The 17,813-nt window shown below is 24.1% G+C and carries 15 protein-coding genes and 2 pseudogenes; 8 read left to right on the top strand and 9 right to left on the bottom strand.

The genetic code is table 4. From position 1 onward, the window contains the following. Positions 1-220 precede the first annotated feature (220 nt). The 3 genes and pseudogenes from AACK94_RS03310 to AACK94_RS03300 all read left to right on the top strand — a co-directional run. Positions 221-1,450 (top strand): IS256 family transposase, encoded by a 1,230-nt coding sequence (locus AACK94_RS03310; protein ID WP_338976325.1) that lies wholly within the window; start codon positions 221-223, stop codon positions 1,448-1,450. A 47-nt stretch (positions 1,451-1,497) separates the two neighbouring features. Beyond that, entirely contained in the window at positions 1,498-2,736 is a 1,239-nt protein-coding gene (locus tag AACK94_RS03305; protein ID WP_338976324.1) for an IS256 family transposase, read from the top strand. 44 nt (positions 2,737-2,780) lie between these two features. Further along, positions 2,781-2,939: pseudogene (locus AACK94_RS03300) on the top strand (IS256 family transposase); the annotation flags it as partial. Between the two features lie 40 nt (positions 2,940-2,979). On the opposite strand, the pseudogene AACK94_RS03295 reads toward AACK94_RS03300, so the two are convergent. The 3 genes and pseudogenes from AACK94_RS03295 to AACK94_RS03285 form a co-directional block, all read right to left on the bottom strand. Then, positions 2,980-3,147, bottom strand: a pseudogene (locus tag AACK94_RS03295) (IS256 family transposase); the annotation flags it as partial. A 57-nt stretch (positions 3,148-3,204) separates the two neighbouring features. After that, positions 3,205-3,945 carry a hypothetical protein gene (locus AACK94_RS03290; protein ID WP_338976216.1) on the bottom strand — a complete coding sequence of 247 codons (741 nt, stop codon included), beginning with the start codon at positions 3,943-3,945 and terminating at the stop codon, positions 3,205-3,207. Positions 3,946-4,123: 178 nt separating this feature from the next. After that, positions 4,124-5,137, bottom strand: coding sequence for a hypothetical protein (locus AACK94_RS03285; RefSeq protein WP_338976214.1), 1,014 nt, complete (start codon positions 5,135-5,137; stop codon positions 4,124-4,126). Between the two features lie 447 nt (positions 5,138-5,584). Here AACK94_RS03285 and AACK94_RS03280 point away from each other — a divergent pair. Continuing rightward, positions 5,585-6,702 (top strand): IS3 family transposase gene (locus AACK94_RS03280; RefSeq protein ID WP_338975281.1). Its coding sequence is split into 2 segments (ribosomal slippage): positions 5,585-5,855 and positions 5,855-6,702, totalling 1,119 coding nucleotides; the frame shifts between segments, so codons are not numbered across the junction. Between the two features lie 293 nt (positions 6,703-6,995). On the opposite strand, the gene AACK94_RS03275 is transcribed toward AACK94_RS03280, so the two are convergent. Continuing rightward, on the bottom strand, positions 6,996-8,765 hold the full coding sequence (locus AACK94_RS03275; protein ID WP_338976213.1) for a ribonuclease J: 1,770 nt from the start codon (positions 8,763-8,765) through the stop codon (positions 6,996-6,998). 178 nt (positions 8,766-8,943) lie between these two features. Further along, positions 8,944-11,058 carry a polyribonucleotide nucleotidyltransferase gene (locus AACK94_RS03270; RefSeq protein ID WP_338976211.1) on the bottom strand — a complete coding sequence of 705 codons (2,115 nt, stop codon included), beginning with the start codon at positions 11,056-11,058 and terminating at the stop codon, positions 8,944-8,946. Positions 11,059-11,164: 106 nt separating this feature from the next. Here AACK94_RS03270 and AACK94_RS03265 point away from each other — a divergent pair, with 106 nt between their 5' ends. Beyond that, positions 11,165-11,500 (top strand): rhodanese-like domain-containing protein, encoded by a 336-nt coding sequence (locus AACK94_RS03265; protein WP_281749170.1) that lies wholly within the window; start codon positions 11,165-11,167, stop codon positions 11,498-11,500. A 1-nt stretch (position 11,501) separates the two neighbouring features. On the opposite strand, the gene AACK94_RS03260 is transcribed toward AACK94_RS03265, so the two are convergent. The 3 genes from AACK94_RS03260 to AACK94_RS03250 are packed head-to-tail and all read right to left on the bottom strand — an operon-like array spanning position 11,502 to position 13,173. Further along, positions 11,502-11,900, bottom strand: coding sequence for a hypothetical protein (locus AACK94_RS03260; RefSeq protein WP_338976210.1), 399 nt, complete (start codon positions 11,898-11,900; stop codon positions 11,502-11,504). A gap of 38 nt (positions 11,901-11,938) precedes the next feature. Next, entirely contained in the window at positions 11,939-12,754 is an 816-nt protein-coding gene (locus tag AACK94_RS03255) for an NAD(+)/NADH kinase (protein ID WP_338976209.1), read from the bottom strand. 23 nt (positions 12,755-12,777) lie between these two features. Further along, positions 12,778-13,173 carry a Spx/MgsR family RNA polymerase-binding regulatory protein gene (locus AACK94_RS03250; RefSeq protein ID WP_174481244.1) on the bottom strand — a complete coding sequence of 132 codons (396 nt, stop codon included), beginning with the start codon at positions 13,171-13,173 and terminating at the stop codon, positions 12,778-12,780. A 596-nt stretch (positions 13,174-13,769) separates the two neighbouring features. On the opposite strand from AACK94_RS03250, the gene AACK94_RS03245 reads away from it, so the two are divergent. Continuing rightward, positions 13,770-13,994, top strand: coding sequence for a hypothetical protein (locus tag AACK94_RS03245; protein WP_338976208.1), 225 nt, complete (start codon positions 13,770-13,772; stop codon positions 13,992-13,994). A 52-nt stretch (positions 13,995-14,046) separates the two neighbouring features. Here AACK94_RS03245 and AACK94_RS03240 read toward each other — a convergent pair whose 3' ends face one another. Next, a complete protein-coding gene (locus tag AACK94_RS03240) occupies positions 14,047-15,666 on the bottom strand; it encodes a hypothetical protein (protein ID WP_338976207.1) in 1,620 nt (539 codons plus the stop codon). Positions 15,667-15,856: 190 nt separating this feature from the next. Here AACK94_RS03240 and trpS point away from each other — a divergent pair, with 190 nt between their 5' ends. After that, a complete protein-coding gene (gene trpS, locus AACK94_RS03235; protein ID WP_338976206.1) occupies positions 15,857-16,882 on the top strand; it encodes a tryptophan--tRNA ligase in 1,026 nt (341 codons plus the stop codon). A 12-nt stretch (positions 16,883-16,894) separates the two neighbouring features. Continuing rightward, complete coding sequence (locus tag AACK94_RS03230; protein WP_338976204.1) at positions 16,895-17,770, top strand: Cof-type HAD-IIB family hydrolase; 876 nt, start codon at positions 16,895-16,897, stop codon at positions 17,768-17,770. The last annotated feature ends 43 nt before the right edge of the window (positions 17,771-17,813 follow it).

The raw sequence follows: 17,813 nt of genomic DNA, 5'->3' as shown, positions 1-17,813 counted from the left end.
ATTTAATAGTTTTAATAAATTGTAGTTTATTTACTTTAAATATAAAAAAATAGTGAAACTTCACTCTTTTTGTTATTTTTTAATAGTAAACTATAAAATATTACAATAAGTATTTTGATTACTTGTGGAAATGTTTAGTAATCTGTGTAACTTACAAAAATAACTATGTTTAATTAATTCTAGTAAATATAATTAAATGACTAGAAAGAGTGAGTTACAGATGGCTAAAAAAGATAACTTTAATAATAATGATCCAATATCAAAAGCAGTAGATTTATTACTAGAAAATACTGAAGATTTAACAACAGTTTTTAAACCTGGCGGTTTATATAAAGAATTAACAAAAAGATTAGTTGAAAAAATGTTGAATTCTGAAATGCAAAATTATTTAGGATATGAAAAAAATCAACATAGTACTACTGAAAATGCTCGTAATTGTACAAGTTCAAAAAAATTAATAACTCAACAAGGTAAAATTGAAATTGATGTACCAAGAGATCGCAATAGTAATTTTACTCCTGTAATAGTTCCTAAAAGGCAAAGAAGATTTGATGGTTTTGATCAACAAGTTCTTTCCTTGTATGCAAAAGGAATGACATTATCTGACATTAGAATGCAGTTGCAAGAGTTATATCATGGTGCTGATATTAGTGAAAGTGTTATTAGTCAAATTACTGATGATGTTATTGATGATGTTAAAGCATGACAAAATCGACCATTAGAAAGTATTTATCCTATTGTTTATTTTGATTGTATAGTAGTTAAAGTACGACAAGATAAACGGATTATTAACAAATCAGTTTATATAGCATTAGGAGTTGATTTAGAAGGCAAAAAAGATGTTTTAGGATTATGAATTAGTGAAAATGAAGGTTCTAAGTTTTGATTATCTAATTTCACAGAAATGAAAAATCGTGGCTTAAATGATATTCTTATTGCTTGTAGTGATAATTTAACAGGCATGTCAGAAGCAATACAATCAGTTTATTCTAAAACAGAACATCAATTATGCATTGTTCATCAAATTAGAAATAGTTTAAAATATGTTTCATACAAACATCGAAAAGGTCTAGTTGCAGATTTAAAACCAATTTATAGTGCATGTAGTGAAGAACAAGCAATGCAAGCTTTAGAATCGTTTGAAAGTAAATGAAATAAACAATATCCTCAAATTACTAAATCTTGATATAAAAATTGAGATAATTTAATGGTTTTTATTAGTTATCCAGTAGAAATCAAAAGAGTGATTTATACTACAAATGCTATTGAATCTGTTAATAGTCAATTACGAAAAATCATCAGAAATAAAAAAGTTTTTCCTAATGATATGGCAGTTTTCAAAATATTTTACTTGGCAATTGAAAATATAACAAAAAAATGAACATTGCCTATTCAAAATTTAAGGAAATGTTTAGTAATCTGTGTAACTTACAAAAATAACTATGTTTAATTAATTCTAGTAAATATAATTAAATGACTAGAAAGAGTGAGTTACAGATGGCTAAAAAAGATAACTTTAATAATAATGATCCAATATCAAAAGCAGTAGATTTATTACTAGAAAATACTGAAGATTTAACAACAGTTTTTAAATCTGGCGGTTTATATAAAGAATTAACAAAAAGATTAGTTGAAAAAATGTTGAATTCTGAAATGCAAAATTATTTAGGATATGAAAAAAATCAACATAGTACTACTGAAAATGCTCGTAATGGTACAAGTTCAAAAAAATTAATAACTCAACAAGGTAAAATTGAAATTGATGTACCAAGAGATCGCAATAGTAATTTTACTCCTGTAATAGTTCCTAAAAGGCAAAGAAGATTTGATGGTTTTGATCAACAAGTTCTTTCCTTGTATGCAAAAGGAATGACATTATCTGACATTAGAATGCAGTTGCAAGAGTTATATCATGGTGCTGATATTAGTGAAAGTTTTATTAGTCAAATTACTGATGATGTTATTGATGATGTTAAAGCATGACAAAATCGACCATTAGAAAGTATTTATCCTATTGTTTATTTTGATTGTATAGTAGTTAAAGTACGACAAGATAAACGGATTATTAACAAATCAGTTTATATAGCATTAGGAGTTGATTTAGAAGGCAAAAAAGATGTTTTAGGATTATGAATTAGTGAAAATGAAGGTTCTAAGTTTTGATTATCTAATTTCACAGAAATGAAAAATCGTGGCTTAAATGATATTCTTATTGCTTGTAGTGATAATTTAACAGGCATGTCAGAAGCAATACAATCAGTTTATCCTAAAACAGAACATCAATTATGCATTGTTCATCAAATTAGAAATAGTTTAAAATATGTTTCATACAAACATCGAAAAGGTCTAGTTGCAGATTTAAAACCAATTTATAGTGCATGTAGTGAAGAACAAGCAATGCAAGCTTTAGAATCGTTTGAAAGTAAATGAAATAAACAATATCCTCAAATTACTAAATCTTGATATAAAAATTGAGATAATTTAATGGTTTTTATTAGTTATCCAGTAGAAATCAAAAGAGTGATTTATACTACAAATGCTATTGAATCTGTTAATAGTCAATTACGAAAAATCATCAGAAATAAAAAAGTTTTTCCTAATGATATGGCAGTTTTCAAAATATTTTACTTGGCAATTGAAAATATAACAAAAAAATGAACATTGCCTATTCAAAATTGAAATACAGCAATTGCTCATTTTATGATAAAATTTGAAGACAGAATTAATCTAAATTAGTAACTTTGTAAAACAAAGATACACAGATTATTAAAAAGCCTCTCAGAAATAAAAAAGTTTTTCCTAATGATATGGCAGTTTTCAAAATATTTTACTTGGCAATTGAAAATATAACAAAAAAATGAACATTGCCTATTCAAAATTGAAATACAGCAATTGCTCATTTTATGATAAAATTTGAAGACAGAATTAATCTAAATTAGTAACTTTGTAAAACAAAGATACACAGATTATTAAAAAGCCTCAATTTTGCATTTCAGAATTCAACATTTTTTCAACTAATCTTTTTGTTAATTCTTTATATAAACCGCTAGGTTTAAAAACTGTTGTTAAATCTTCAGTATTTTCTAGTAATAAATCTACTGCTTTTGATATTGGATCATTATTATTAAAGTTATCTTTTTTAGCCATCTGTAACTCACTCTTTCTAGTCATTTAATTATATTTACTAGAATTAATTAAACATAGTTATTTTTGTAAGTTACACAGATTACTAAACATTTCCACTTCACCAAGTACCTTTATATTGCCAAAAATCATGCTTCTAGGGGCTTTAATTTTTAAACCAGTAACTTTTGTATCTTTATCTAATGGTTTTTGTAATTTAATAATGATTGGATAACCATCTCTTGTTTTAAAATCTTTAATTTTAATAATAGTTATACTTTTAGTACTTCTAGTTTTTGGATTTTGATAAGGTTGTGAATAATTATTAATTATATATAAATTATCAATATTATTTTCAGTTAAAGGTTCATTTATACTAACTGCATATAACTTAAATTGATTTAATAAATTTATTTCTTGAAATATTAAATTTTTAATATCAGTCATACTATATTCAATTGTATTATCATTAATATTAGTACTTGCTCTTTGATTTAATTGCATAGTAAAATCAGATGTTTCAACAGCAGTAGTTTTTAATACTTTATCAATATCAATAAAACCTATTTTAATAGTATTTGCTGAAAATTTTAAACTATTATTTTCATTATTTTTAAATAAACGTTCAATTTCATAAATATATATCGTTCTTTTTTTAAATTCATCATATGCTCTATTAATATCTGGGTCACTAGTAGCACGCATCATATTAGTAAAGTCATAAGGAATGTTATCAATTAAATAATCATTTTCTACTTCTGCTTGATTAAGTTTAGTTTGTTTCTGTGGAAATTTCGTTTGTGGTTTGTTGTTGTTTTCCATTGTTCTTTCCTATTAATTGGTTATTTTCGGGATTAAATAATTTTAATTTAACTGTTAAATTATTAATTTCTTGATCATCATTAATATTAAATGTTTTACTATTTAATAAATCTTTATCTACACTTACTAATATTTGAATAAATTTAAGAATATCAATATTAAATTGTCATAATTTTTGTTAAATATAATTAATAGTTGAAATATTTACTGCTGTACTTTCGGGAACTGATTGTTGTGCTGATTTCTTTTGACTTGGTATATGAATACCACAACGTTTAAATATTTCATTAACATTTCAATCATATATATCAGTTAAATTTTTACCTTTAAAATTACTATTTGTCATATTGATATTTTCGTTTTGTTCATTATTATCTCCACCGCTTTTAAATATGTAATTTTTAGTAACTAATGTTCTTACTGCGTCTTCTATTAAAGATTGAACATTGCCATAAGTTTGACTAAATATAAATTTAGGTGAGTTTAAAATAGTATCTAAAACAATTTGTTCATAAATAACATCTAATGCTTTAATTTTATCCATTACTTTATTACAATCTGCTAGCTCATTTGCTTTATTTCTCATAATTGCTATTGGTATATAGTTAATATTTAGTGTTTGTTCTTGTGCTAAATTAGGGTTATTAATGAATGATTTAAAATCTAATGGAAATTGTTTTTTATTATCACTAATACTATAAATTGCACGATTAATAGTTATTTGTTCATTATTTAATGTATAAACTTCAAATAATCTTACCATTTGTGCATTTTGTTCATAACTATCATAAAAAATAGTACATTCAATTAATTTACCAGTAATATCATAAACTCTTTGTTGTATATCTACTACTTGAAAATATAAGTCATCATTAGCAATATAAATTAAATAAGCACTAATTCCTAATTTACTTAATTTAAAAATTGAATTTCAATTTTTTCTGTAAAATTCTTGTTGAATTAAATATTGTTTAATAGTTTCATTATTAATATCTAATGGAGCATTATATAAATTAGCATTATTTTCTGCTACAAAATCAGTGAAATAAGTTTCATGGTTAAAATCATTAAAACCAAAATAATTTAAAATTGAAGCATGAGTACTTTTATTTTTATTAGTTAAAAATTTTACTTTTTCATTTTGATTATCACTAATATTACTTTTTTCTTTTCTTTTAAATAGACTTAACATAATATTCACCACCTTTTTTTAAAATATTTGATTAATTTTTAATACAATTTTTATAATAATAAATATAATTAAACCTGCTGTTGCTGATGATAAAATTACTCCTATTAAACCTAAAATAATTTTTATAATTTTAAAAAACATAATATTATTCCTGTAATTCTTCTAATTTTTTAAAAATATAATCTCTACCCATACCCCACATTATTCTATTATTATAAATATTAATTTCAGTATCCGCATTAACATTATTATTTGATATTCATAAACTACTTTTTAAAACATTTGTATCTAATTGATAATAAAAATTAATTATTTGTCAACTATAATTTTTATTATTTTCTTTACTAGTATAATCACCAAAACTATAATATTGGATGGGTTACACTTTATTGGACACTAATTACATAGACAAGTGAACAAATTAGTTAAAAGAAAGGAATTATAATTATGGTCACTATTAACTCATATTCAGATGAATTTAAAAAACAAATAGTAGCTTTATATCAAAGTGGCAAATCAGTATCTTGCCTTGTTAAAGAATACAATGTTACAAGAGCAGCTACTTACAATTGAATTAAGCAATTTACTAATTCAGGTAGTTTTAAAACTAAAGATAATCTTTCAGATTTAGAAAAACAATTAATTCAAGCAAATAAAGAATTAAAACAGTTACGAATGGAAATTGATATTTTAAAGCAAGCAGCACTAATAATAGGCAGAAAGTAGAGATTATTGCAAATAATAAATCTAAATATAAAATTCGCACAATGTGTCATTTTTTAAAACTCTCTAAATCAACATATTATTTTAATTTAAAGAAAAAAAATAAAATTCAAAATAATATTTATGAACAAGCTGTTATTAGTGCTTTTAAAGAAAATAAAGAAGTTTATGGTACTAGAAGATTAAAAGTCATACTAGCAAACCAAGAAATTTATTTATCACGCAGAAAAATTAAAGAAATTATGAATAAGCATAATTTAATATCAAAATACACTAAATTATCATTCAAAAATTATCATAATAAAGTCAATGATAGTCAAATAACCAATCTTGTTAATAGAAACTTTAATAATAGAATTAAAAATGAAGTTATTGTTAGTGATTTAACTTATGTTCAAGTTAATGGTAAATGAAACTATATTTGCCTATTAATCGACCTATTTAACCGCGAAATTATTGGACATAGTGTTGGAGTTAAAAAAGATGCATCATTAGTATATCAAGCATTTATGCAATCAAATCACTGTTTAAAAGATATTGAAATATTTCATACTGATCGCGGTAATGAATTCAATAATAAAACTATTGATAAACTTTTATTAGCTTTCAACATAACTCGATCTTTAAGCAAAAAAGGATGTCCTTATGACAATGCTGTTGCTGAAGCAACTTTTAAAACTTTCAAAATTGAATTTATTAATGATAAAAATTTTACATCATTAATCCAATTAAAATTAGAATTATTTGATTACATCAATTGATATAACAACATAAGAATTCACAGTACTCTAAACTACCTAACTCCAATTAGTTATCAAAAACAAATGTCTACCAAAAAATAGTCCTAAAAAGGGTTGCCATTCCAGTTATTGGATTTTTAATTAATAAAATAAAAAATTTCTTCAACCGAAACTAATATACAAGTTGAAGAAATTTTTTTATTACTTTCAAATTTTCCAGCAATAATTTTCATGTTTTTTTACTAAATGCACTATAAATTATTTTAAATTGATTTTCAATAGTCTTTAGTATTTTTCTAAACTGGTTCTAATTTAGTAAACATTATATAAATTTTAAAATTAGTTTAAATATGAAAAAATTATATAATTTAAGGTTAATGATATTATCATTAACCTTAAATTTCATTAACAACTGTTAAAATCATAGGTAACTTACCAGTTTCTTTTTTAATATAATCTTGTAAATCATTTTTCATTTTAGTCTTAACTTCACTAAGACTAAAAGCAGTATTAGTTTTATATTTTTCAATAACATTAATAATAATGTTTTGCAATTTTTTCAACATTTCTTCATTATTAGTTAAATAAACAACACCACGCATTTGTGCATCAATTAAAGAAACAATTTCCTTAGTTTTACGATTTATTGTCACTCCTGTAATTAAAATACCATCACGTTGTAATTGTTTTCTTTCACTAATAACAATTGAACCAATATCACCAACACCAATACCATCTACATATACATCACCAGTTTTTATTAAGTTATCTGTTGTTTTATTAGTAGCATTTTTATCATTAAAACGAGAAGGACGTGCAACATACTGTTTAACAAAATTATCAATTAATTTACCATTTTCAAAAGTAATAACTTCACCATTATCATGAATTAAAGCATTGTTATGTAACACACCAGCATCAATGGCTGCTGCTTGTGCTGCTACAAAATCTTTATATAAACCTTTAACTGGTAAAAAATATTTTGGTTCAATAATATTAACCATTAACTTAATATCTTCATAAGAAGCATTTAAACTTCAAGCTTGTTTTTCTGATATATTAATAACTTTAACATCAGTACGTGCTAAGTCATCTAATAAGGCTGCATGAGCCAATTCATTTCCTGGAATTGGTGGAGTTGCTAAAATTATTGTATCTTGCGATTCAAGTTTTAAATAATCATCATTACCAATAGCAATTTTATTCATTCTAGTAAATAAACGTTCACCACTACCAGTAACAATAATTACTGTATCTTTAGTACCAATTGTTTGTGCTAAATTAATAATTTGTGATTTATCAATATTGAAAGCGTTTAAATCATTAACTTTTAATAAAATATCATATAAAGTTGCACCATAAACTGCAATTTTACGTTTAGAGTCAGTTTCTTTAATAGCATTAAGAATTTCACTAACACGATATAAATCTTGATCATAACATGCAAGAATAACCCTTCCTGGTGCTTCTTTTAATACTGGTTCAATAATAGTTTGAATTTTATGCTTAGGAGCTGTAAAAGCTTTTCTATTGGCACATGTTGCTTCACTAATTAATAATAAAACATCATTTTTAGGAACACTAGCTAAATGTTGAATATCAGTAGTAAAATCACTACGATGTTCACCATCAAAAATATAATCACCCGTATAAACAATTGTTTCATTTAATTTAATATTTTCACCATTATTTACAGTTAAAACAAAACCTAAACTACCTGGAATTGAAGTAGTTGTTTTAAATGTTTTAACAACAACATTACCAAACGATACTTTTTGTTCAGGCTCAATAGTTTTAATTATAATTTCATTTTGATTAATAAAACGAAAACGTTCTAATTTCTGCTTAATCATAAAATCAGTTAATTTACTAGTAAAGATTGGAACTTTATACTCGGGTTTTATTTTATTAAAATCTTTTAAAATATAAGGTAGTGCTCCAAAAGCATCATCAGATGGTTTTGAAATAAATATACCTTGAATACGATGTTTATTTTCTTTTAAATATGTATAATCTGGAATAATAATATCAATTCCTAAAATTTCTCTTTCTGGGAGTCTAATGCCGGCATCAAATACAAATATCTTATCATTTACTTCAACAACATATAAGTTTTTACCACGTTCATCTAATCCACCCAGAGCAAATACTTTTATCTTTGCCATGTTTTCACCAGTTTTCAACTTTCTTTATTTTTATTTTATAAAATTTAATATCTTAGAAAAACATAAAAATTAAAATTTTAACTTAAATTCCCAAGATGCTGCTATATTATGTTATTAGTATTTTAACACTAATTTAATAATAAAACTGTAATTAATTTTCATTAAAAATAGTTTCAAATTATTTATCAATAATTTCTAAGCTAAGCTTACTATTATCTTCAACTTTAATTACTCGAACTTTAATTATATCATTGATTTTAACGACATTATTTAAATTATCAATACGTTTATTAAATTTTTTTGAAAATTCTGAAATATGAATTAAACCATCAATCTTATCTTGTAAATTAACAAAAACACCAAAATTAACAATTTTTACAACTTTACTATCAAATTCAGAACCGATTTTAATTTGAACAGAATTAACAATACTTTCAATAATTTGTCAAGCTTTATCAATGGCTGATTGTTCATTATGATAAATCATCAATCGTCCATCATCTTCAATATCAATTTTAACATTATCACAGTCGGTAATAATTTTATTAATAACTTTCCCACCAACACCAATAATATCACGAATTTTATCAATTGGAATTAACTTTTGAATAATTTTTGGAGCATTAGGTGCCAATGTAGTTCTAGGCTTTTTAATTACTTCATTCATGTTTGCTAATACTTGTAATCTCGCAACTCTGGCTTTTTCCAAAGCTTGTGTAATAATATTAAAATCAATACCAGTAATTTTAATATCCATTTGTAAAGCACAAATACCATTGGCTGTTCCTGCCACTTTAAAATCCATATCACCTAAGTGATCTTCTAATCCTTGAATATCAGTTAAAATTGTAAAATCTTTTTCTTCTTTAATTAAACCCATGGCAATACCAGCAATTGCAGCTCTAATTGGTACGCCACCAGCCATTAATGCCATTGATGAAGCACAAATTGCTGCTTGTGAAGTTGAACCATTTGATGCTAATACTTCTGATACTAATCTAATTGTATAAGGGAAATCTTTTTCAAGAGGAATAATTTGTAATAATGCTTTTTCACCAAGGGCGCCATGACCAATCTCACGTCGTGAAGGAACACCCATTCTTCCGGTTTCACCAACAGAAAATGGAGGAAAATTATAATGATGAATAAAACGTTTATACTCTTCTTTACCTAATCCATCAATAATTTGATGTTCAGCAAGTGCACCCAACGTTAAAACTGATAAAACTTGTGTTTCACCACGAGTAAACATTGCACTACCATGAACAATAGGTAAAACATCAATCATACTTGTTAATTTTCTAATATCATCAGCTTTTCGTCCATCAACTCGTACATTATTTTTTAAAATCATAGTACGCATTGCTTTTTGTAATAATTGATCAATACTTTTGCGTAAATTATGAATAGTTGTTTCTTCACCAATATTTAAAACTTCTTGATTAAATTCATTTTTAAAACTTTGAAATGTTTCTTCAACTAAATTTTTAATCAAGTTGCTTCGACTTTTTTTATCAACAGTAGTACTAATTTTACTAATTTGTGATTGACAATTTGTTTCTACAAATTGTTCAATATTAACAGGAATTAATGCTAACTGTGGCTCAAATTTATTTGGTTTTAATTTTTCAATGATACTTTCTTGAAAAATTATTAATTTAATAATATGTTCATGTGCAAATTTTAATGCTTTAATCATATCTTTTTCTAAAATATCATGACATCCTGCTTCAACCATATTGATGGCATCTTTTGTTCCACCAACAATTAATTCCATTTTTGAATTTAATAATTGCTCTTGTGTTGGATTAAGGACAAGTTCATCATTTATTTTACCAACAACAACAGTAGCACTAGGACCCTGAAATGGCAAACTACTTAATCCTAAAGCAAGTGAAGTCCCAAAAGCTGCATTTACTCTAACATCACAAGCATCATCTAACGCAAAAACATTATTTACAACTTGCACTTCATTAACAAAACCTTTTGGAAATAATGGACGAATTGAACGATCAATTAATCTAGCACATAGTGTTGCATATTCACTAGGTCGACCTTCACGCTTTAAAAAACCACCCGGAATCTTACCAACTGAATATAACTTTTCTTGAAAAACTATTTGTAATGGAAAAAAATCTTGATTATTAATAACTTCATTATAAGATACAGTTGTTAATACAACTGTATTTCCATAAGTAATTTTTACTGATTTTTCTGCTAAATTAGCCATTGTACCTAATTCAACAATTAATTCATATTTTCCTTCTTTAAAAAGGAATTTTTCTTTTAACATTATTTTACTCCTTAACTTCCATTTTTTGTCGCAACTATGAGCATTATAGCATAATAAAATGTTAAAATAAGTTATAGAACAATTTTATTTTAGGAGGTCATAACTTATGTTTAAACATAAAATACAAAATGAAATTTCAATTTCAAATAAAGACTTTGATAAAATTAAAAATAAAGCTTTAATTATTGATGTTCGTGATGTTGCTGAATATCAAATTTTAAAAAAAATAACAAATGATAATGGTGAACTTAATATTGTTAATATTCCTTACTATGATTTGATTAAAAATCCTAGTAAATATATTGAAAGCAAAAATCAAGTGATTATAACTATTTGTAATGCAGGAAATCGTTCAACTGCTGCTGCACTAACACTCAGAGAATTGGGCTATACTAACACTTATGTTTTAATTAATGGTATTTATGGATATTACAAAAAATAACTTATTTCTCATTATTTAATTTAATAAGATCATTAATAGCAATACTTAAATTATTACAATAAGTTCCTAGGACTAAACTAACACTATCGTCTTTGTCTAAAATACCACGATTTTTAATTTTTTTAAGATTATTAAAATTAATTTTTGAATGATCAATAATCTCTACCTTAATTTTATTTGCTGTTGCTGTTGTCCCTTTAATATTATCAATTCCTCCTAAATCAACAATAAAATTTTTTAATTTAAATGGGAATTTTTGTGGTTTATTAATGGGTTTTAAACTACTTTCTTGTTGATTGCGTAATTTTTTAGCTGTACTAACATTTCATATTCAAATCCCAATACTAGCCACAGCAAATAACAATGCAATAACTAATAATACTATTTGTCAAATTGGCATAATTACCTTCCTTAATTAATATATTTTTAAATATTTTCTTAATCTTCTTGAATAAAAGCTTTTTTTACTTTAGCAAGTAAAGAATGATGATTAAGTCGATATTCTAAAACTTGTAACGTTAATTTTGATAATTTAATTGTTACCTTATCATTTAGTTTATCATTAAAATCAAAAGTATCAACAATTAATTTTCCAAAATCGCTCAATTTACTATCTTTTTGAATATTTTTCAAGGTAATTTCATGATTTTCATCCAAAATTAGTGGTGAATTTAAACTGCGATAACTATTATTAGCTACTGGAGCAATTTCATGAAATTGCATTAAGTTATGATTTGAAATTAAAACAGCACCACCAAGTGATTTCATTAAACCCGTCGAACCAGTTCTTGTTGCAATAACTAAACCAGAACCACGAAAGTTTTCAAATAATTGATTATTAATTAACACTTGACATGAAAGAGTTGTTGTTAAATTAACAAATTTAACTTCATTAATAGCATATAAAATCTTATTATTAATATTTACTTCTAATAATGAAAATTTATTTACTATTAAATTATTATCATTTTTATCAATTCACATTAATACTTTGTCAACTTCTGTGTTTAAAAAGTTTTCATAAAAACCAAGATTACCACATTTAAAACTAACAAACTTAACAGTATTGAGTATATTATTATAATCATGAACAGCTTTTAAAAATGTTCCATCACCACCAATAATAAAAACAATATCTGGAAAAGAAGTATCTTCAAGTGCTTTAAGGGCCAATAACTTGGCCCTTAATTCCTTAGCTAATGATTGAGAATTCTCATATTTATTAGCAATAATTGTAAATTTATAATTTTTCATCATGTATTCCAATCATATTTCAATTAAAATATTTCACAAGAATCTTCAAATTCGTTTTCAATAGAACCACGTAAAAATAATTCAATCTCATCTTCATTATAACCAATTTGAATACGTTGTTTATTTTCTTGAACAATAATTGGACGTTTTAAAACAGTTGGTGAAGTTTTAATTAAATCAAAAACTTGTAACATTGTTAACTTTTCAATATTAATAGCATGTGTTTTAATAAACTTTGCTCTTGTTGAAATAATATCACCAACACCATTTGGTACAAATCTTAATAATAATTTAATTTCAGTATCGGTCAATGGATTATGGATAATATTACGTTTAATATATGGAATTTTATGCTTATCAAAAAATTGAATAACTTTTTTTGAAGACAAACAACTTGGCGAAACATATATTTTAATCATGACAATACCCCTCTTTGCTTTTAGACTACATTTGATTTAAATACTCTTTTTTTAAAATTAATATTTTTTTATCTTTTAAAGATAAAAGTTAATAAACTCTACATTACTATAATAATATATATTTCCACACTATCTTTGACCAAACTTAGAAAATAAGTACATGAAAGACCTTTTCCGCTATATCCTTCACCCACACATTATATCATATTATTTTTTGAAAAATAGATACTTTTATTCCTTAAATTTTATAAAAAAATTTAACATATATTTTACTGTCAAATTTAATTTTATAATTTGAATTATAATATAATGAAATTATAAAATTAAATTTTCTTTATTTTAAAGTAAATAATTAAAAATAAATAATTTTTATGCGTAAAAAACAAGGAGTTAACTAAACATGCCTATTCAAAATAATAACAGTAAATATTTTAAAGAATTTATAATTGGAACTATAATTAGTTCCACCGGAATATTATTAACTGGTCTTAGTTTATCAACTATTTTATTTTTTTTATGATAATACAAGAAATGGAAAATCAATAAAAGATAAATTAAATACTATTTTAAATCCAAATAATTTAGTAGTATGCATAATGGGTTCTGTATCTTTAATTCATAGTTTAAACATAACACAATTTGGTAATAAAAAAATAACAAATGCCACTAAGGGATTAATAGAAAATATGCTAGTATCATTTTCAAAATCTAAAAAAACAACTCCTTTATTAGCAAATAATGATGTAACGAACATCAATAACTTTGAATTACAAAACCCAGTCAATAATATAAATAATAAAGTAACAATTAATACTTTATAAATATTTATCTTTTTATTTTATGAATAAAATTTAATTTAAATACTTTAATAAATTAAACTGAACTTATCATTTTAATTGATTCTGTTGTTATATCAATACCAGAATCGTTAGAATTACTCTTTTCTAAGAGTGGCTTTACTTTAGTAAATGGTTCTATTTCTAAAAGTTGTTTTTTTGTTTCAATTTCTACTTCTATCTTAAAATTATCTAAACTAGAATCTGAAATAGATGATTCATTTTCATTAATTTTTATTTTTAATTCACTTTCTCTTACTATTACTGTTTCTATATTTTTATCAAGTTTATCTAAACTAATGGCATTTAATGAATTTAATTTATCACTTTTTTCTTTTTGAAGTATTTCTAAATCAGTTAATGGTTGCGTATTTTCAATTGAAATATTTTTTAATTTTTCTCTTTGTTGTTTAATTTTTAGTATTGTATTTTCTAATAAAAATTGTTTTTGACTATTAGTTACTTTTAAATCTTCTATTTCTTTAGTATTATTCTTTTTGCTTAATTGTGCTTTTAATACTAGTCAATTTTCCTTTAATATATTTGTCTCTTTTTTATGTTTTAATATTTCATCAGACAAATCTTTTTTTTGTTTTATTTTACTTTCATTTGTCATTCGTAAATCAGCAATTTCTTTATTTATATTACTTCGATTAACAAATTCTTTATCTAATTTTTTTTGAACACTTTTGTAACTACAAAAAATGCCAAAAGTTAATATTGCAATAACACGACGTCAATTACTATCTCTTCAATCTTGTAAAAGTAAAAGATTCTGAAAAATATTTTCTGAATCTTTTACTTTTAAATTAATATCTTTATCATTACTTTCAATTTCTTCTTCTAAACGAGAAATTGAATTAGTTTTTGCATCTATCTTGTCATTTAATGTTTTAATATTTAAATTTATTTCATCTATTTTTGTGATTAATTGTTCTTTAGAAGTTTCATTATCATTAAAAATAGATTGTATTTGACCGTTATTTACATCAATCTCTGTTGTTAATTGTTCCTTGTTTTTTTCTAATCTTTCAATTTCTAATTCAATTTCTGATTTTTGTTTTATTAATGCAATTAACTTTTCTAAACTTTGTAATTCCACTTTCAATTCTTCTTTTTTTAAAATTTCTTTTTTTAAATTTAATATTTTAGTTTTTTCTTCTTGTAATTTTGTCATATTTTCTTTTAATGCTTTTAAACTACCATTAAAAAAAGATGATTCTTGAATTATTTTTTTTAAATTAAATAATTCATTTCTAATTCTTTCTAAGGTTCTTCTGTTATCTACTCTGTCTAGATTTCTGTTTTTTATATCTTTACTAGTTTCTTTACTTTCAACTTCTAAAGTATATATATATTCATTAACTGCTTTTAATTTATCAGTCATCTGATTAACATATTGTTCAATAAATGTTTTTTTATCTTCACTATCTTTGATATTTCTTAATTGACTTTCAGCTTTCTTCAATATATCTTCTAGTTGTTTTCTTTCAAATTCAAAACTTGCTTGTTTTTCAGCAATATTTTGTTTCTTGATTTCTAATTCCTCGAGTTTTAACCCAAGAGTTTGAAGATATTCTTTCACATTGTTTCGATCTTTTATTTTATTTAAATATTTTTGTAAATCATCCTTATATTTTTCTTCTCCAAATAACATAAAAAAACTCCTTTATAAAGTAAAAAACCCATTACTCTTAAAAAATAAAAGCTATGGGTCAAAAACTATTTTTAATTTATGTTTTTATTATATCAAAATCAAACAAATTTTAATATAATTAATTGAATTATTTAACTTTATCATTGATAATTAATTATATTAAAAAAATAATTTGGAGGAAGCAAAATATATGGCTCGTATTATATCCGGAATAACTAGCACTGGAAAATTAACTCTTGGTAACTACTTGGGAGCAATTAATAATTTTTTAAAATTGCAAGAAGAACATGAACTCTTAATATTTGTTGCAAATTTACATGGATTAACACTACCAATAAAAGCACAAGAATTAAGAGATAATATTAAAGATATTGCCGCTTGATATTTTGCTGCTGGTATTATACCAAATAAATCTCATATTTTTATTCAATCTGATGTTTTAGCCCATAGTCAATTAGGATATATATTATTATGTAATAGTTATGTCGGTGAATTAGAACGAATGACACAATTTAAAGATAAAAGTCAAAAAATGACAAATCAACAAAATAAAACGATTAGTATTCCAACAGGTATTCTTACATATCCAGCATTAATGGCTGCTGATATTTTACTATATGACGCTGATTTTGTGCCAGTTGGTGTTGATCAAACTCAACATTTAGAATTGACAAAAACTTTAGCAACAAGAATGAATAACAATTATAAAACTGATTTATTCAAAATTCCTAAAATCATTATTGATAAACAAGCACAGAAAATTATGAGTTTACAAGAACCTGAAAAAAAAATGTCAAAATCTGATACTAATCTAAAAAATACTATTTTTTTAAGCGATAGCAAACAAGAAGTTGCCAATAAAATTAAAAAAGCAGTTACTGATTCAGAAAATATTATTAAATTTGATCCAGAACATAAGCCTGGAGTTAGTAATTTATTAACTATTTATGCTAGCATTACTAAAAAAGATATCAAAACTTGTGAACAATACTTCAGCAATCACAATTATGGTTTTTTAAAAGAAGAAGTAATTAAAGTAATAAATGATTTATTAGAACCAATGCAAAAAAAACACCAAGAATTTATTAACGAAAAATCATCACAATTAGCAAAATATTTAGAAGAAGGTGCAAATTTTGCTAATAATATTGCTACTAAAAAATTAAACTTTGTTCAAGACACAATGGGTATTAATTTTATCGAGAAAGAAAGATAGGAGGAAGAGATAATGTCTTTATACAATAAAAAACAAAAACATTTAATCCTAGTTGATTTAGATGGTACTCTATTAAAAAGTGGTGGTCGAGAAATTCATATTAATACTAAAAAAGCACTAATTGATGCTCAAAAACAAGGTCATATTGTTTGTATTGTCACTGGTCGACCTTATCGTGGATCAATTAAATTTTATCGTGAATTAGGTCTTAATACATTACTATGCAATTTTAATGGTGGCCATATTCATGATCCAAAAATCAAAAAATTCAAACGATTAGTTTTTCCAATTTCTGAAACAATTGTTAAACATATTTTAAATGAAGACTATATTTTTCAACAAATTGAAAACGCGGTTATTGAATATTACAACAAAGCAGTATGTTGAAAAAAAGATGATTTCTTTGAAACTTATTTTCATTTAGATACTATTGAGAATGATACTTTTACAATTAGTAAATTAATTCGTGATTGAAAAGGGAGCGCTAATGCCATTTTAATTGAATTTAAAGAAAATACTAATCTTGATCAAGTATATCGTGACTTAGAAAAATATTCAAACTCAATTAAGGTAAATACTTGAAATCGCTATGATAATAATAAACTAATCTTTGAAATTTCAAGTAAATTTATTGATAAAGGAATGACAGCTCGCATTTTGGCTCAATATTATAATGTTGATATTAGAGATGTTATTGCTTATGGTGATGAAATTAATGATAAAGAAATGTTGATGGAAGTTGGCTATGGTGTAGCAATGAAAAATGGTAATATTGTTATTAAAAGTATTGCCAATGATATTACTACTAAAACTAATGATGAGGGTGGAGTTGGTGATCATTTAGCAAAATTATTAAATCTTTATGAAGAAAGTGAAATTTATATTTAATAGGAATGAAAATATATTAACTATTATTTCTATATTTGTAATA

Source organism: Spiroplasma endosymbiont of Monopis laevigella (genome assembly GCF_964019975.1).
In the GTDB taxonomy this organism is placed as follows: Bacteria; Bacillota_I; Bacilli_A; order Mycoplasmatales; family VBWQ01; genus Spiroplasma_E; species Spiroplasma_E ixodetis_A.
The sequence above is the reverse complement of the archived record's forward strand: the minus strand, read 5'-3'. Positions and strand labels throughout refer to the sequence as shown.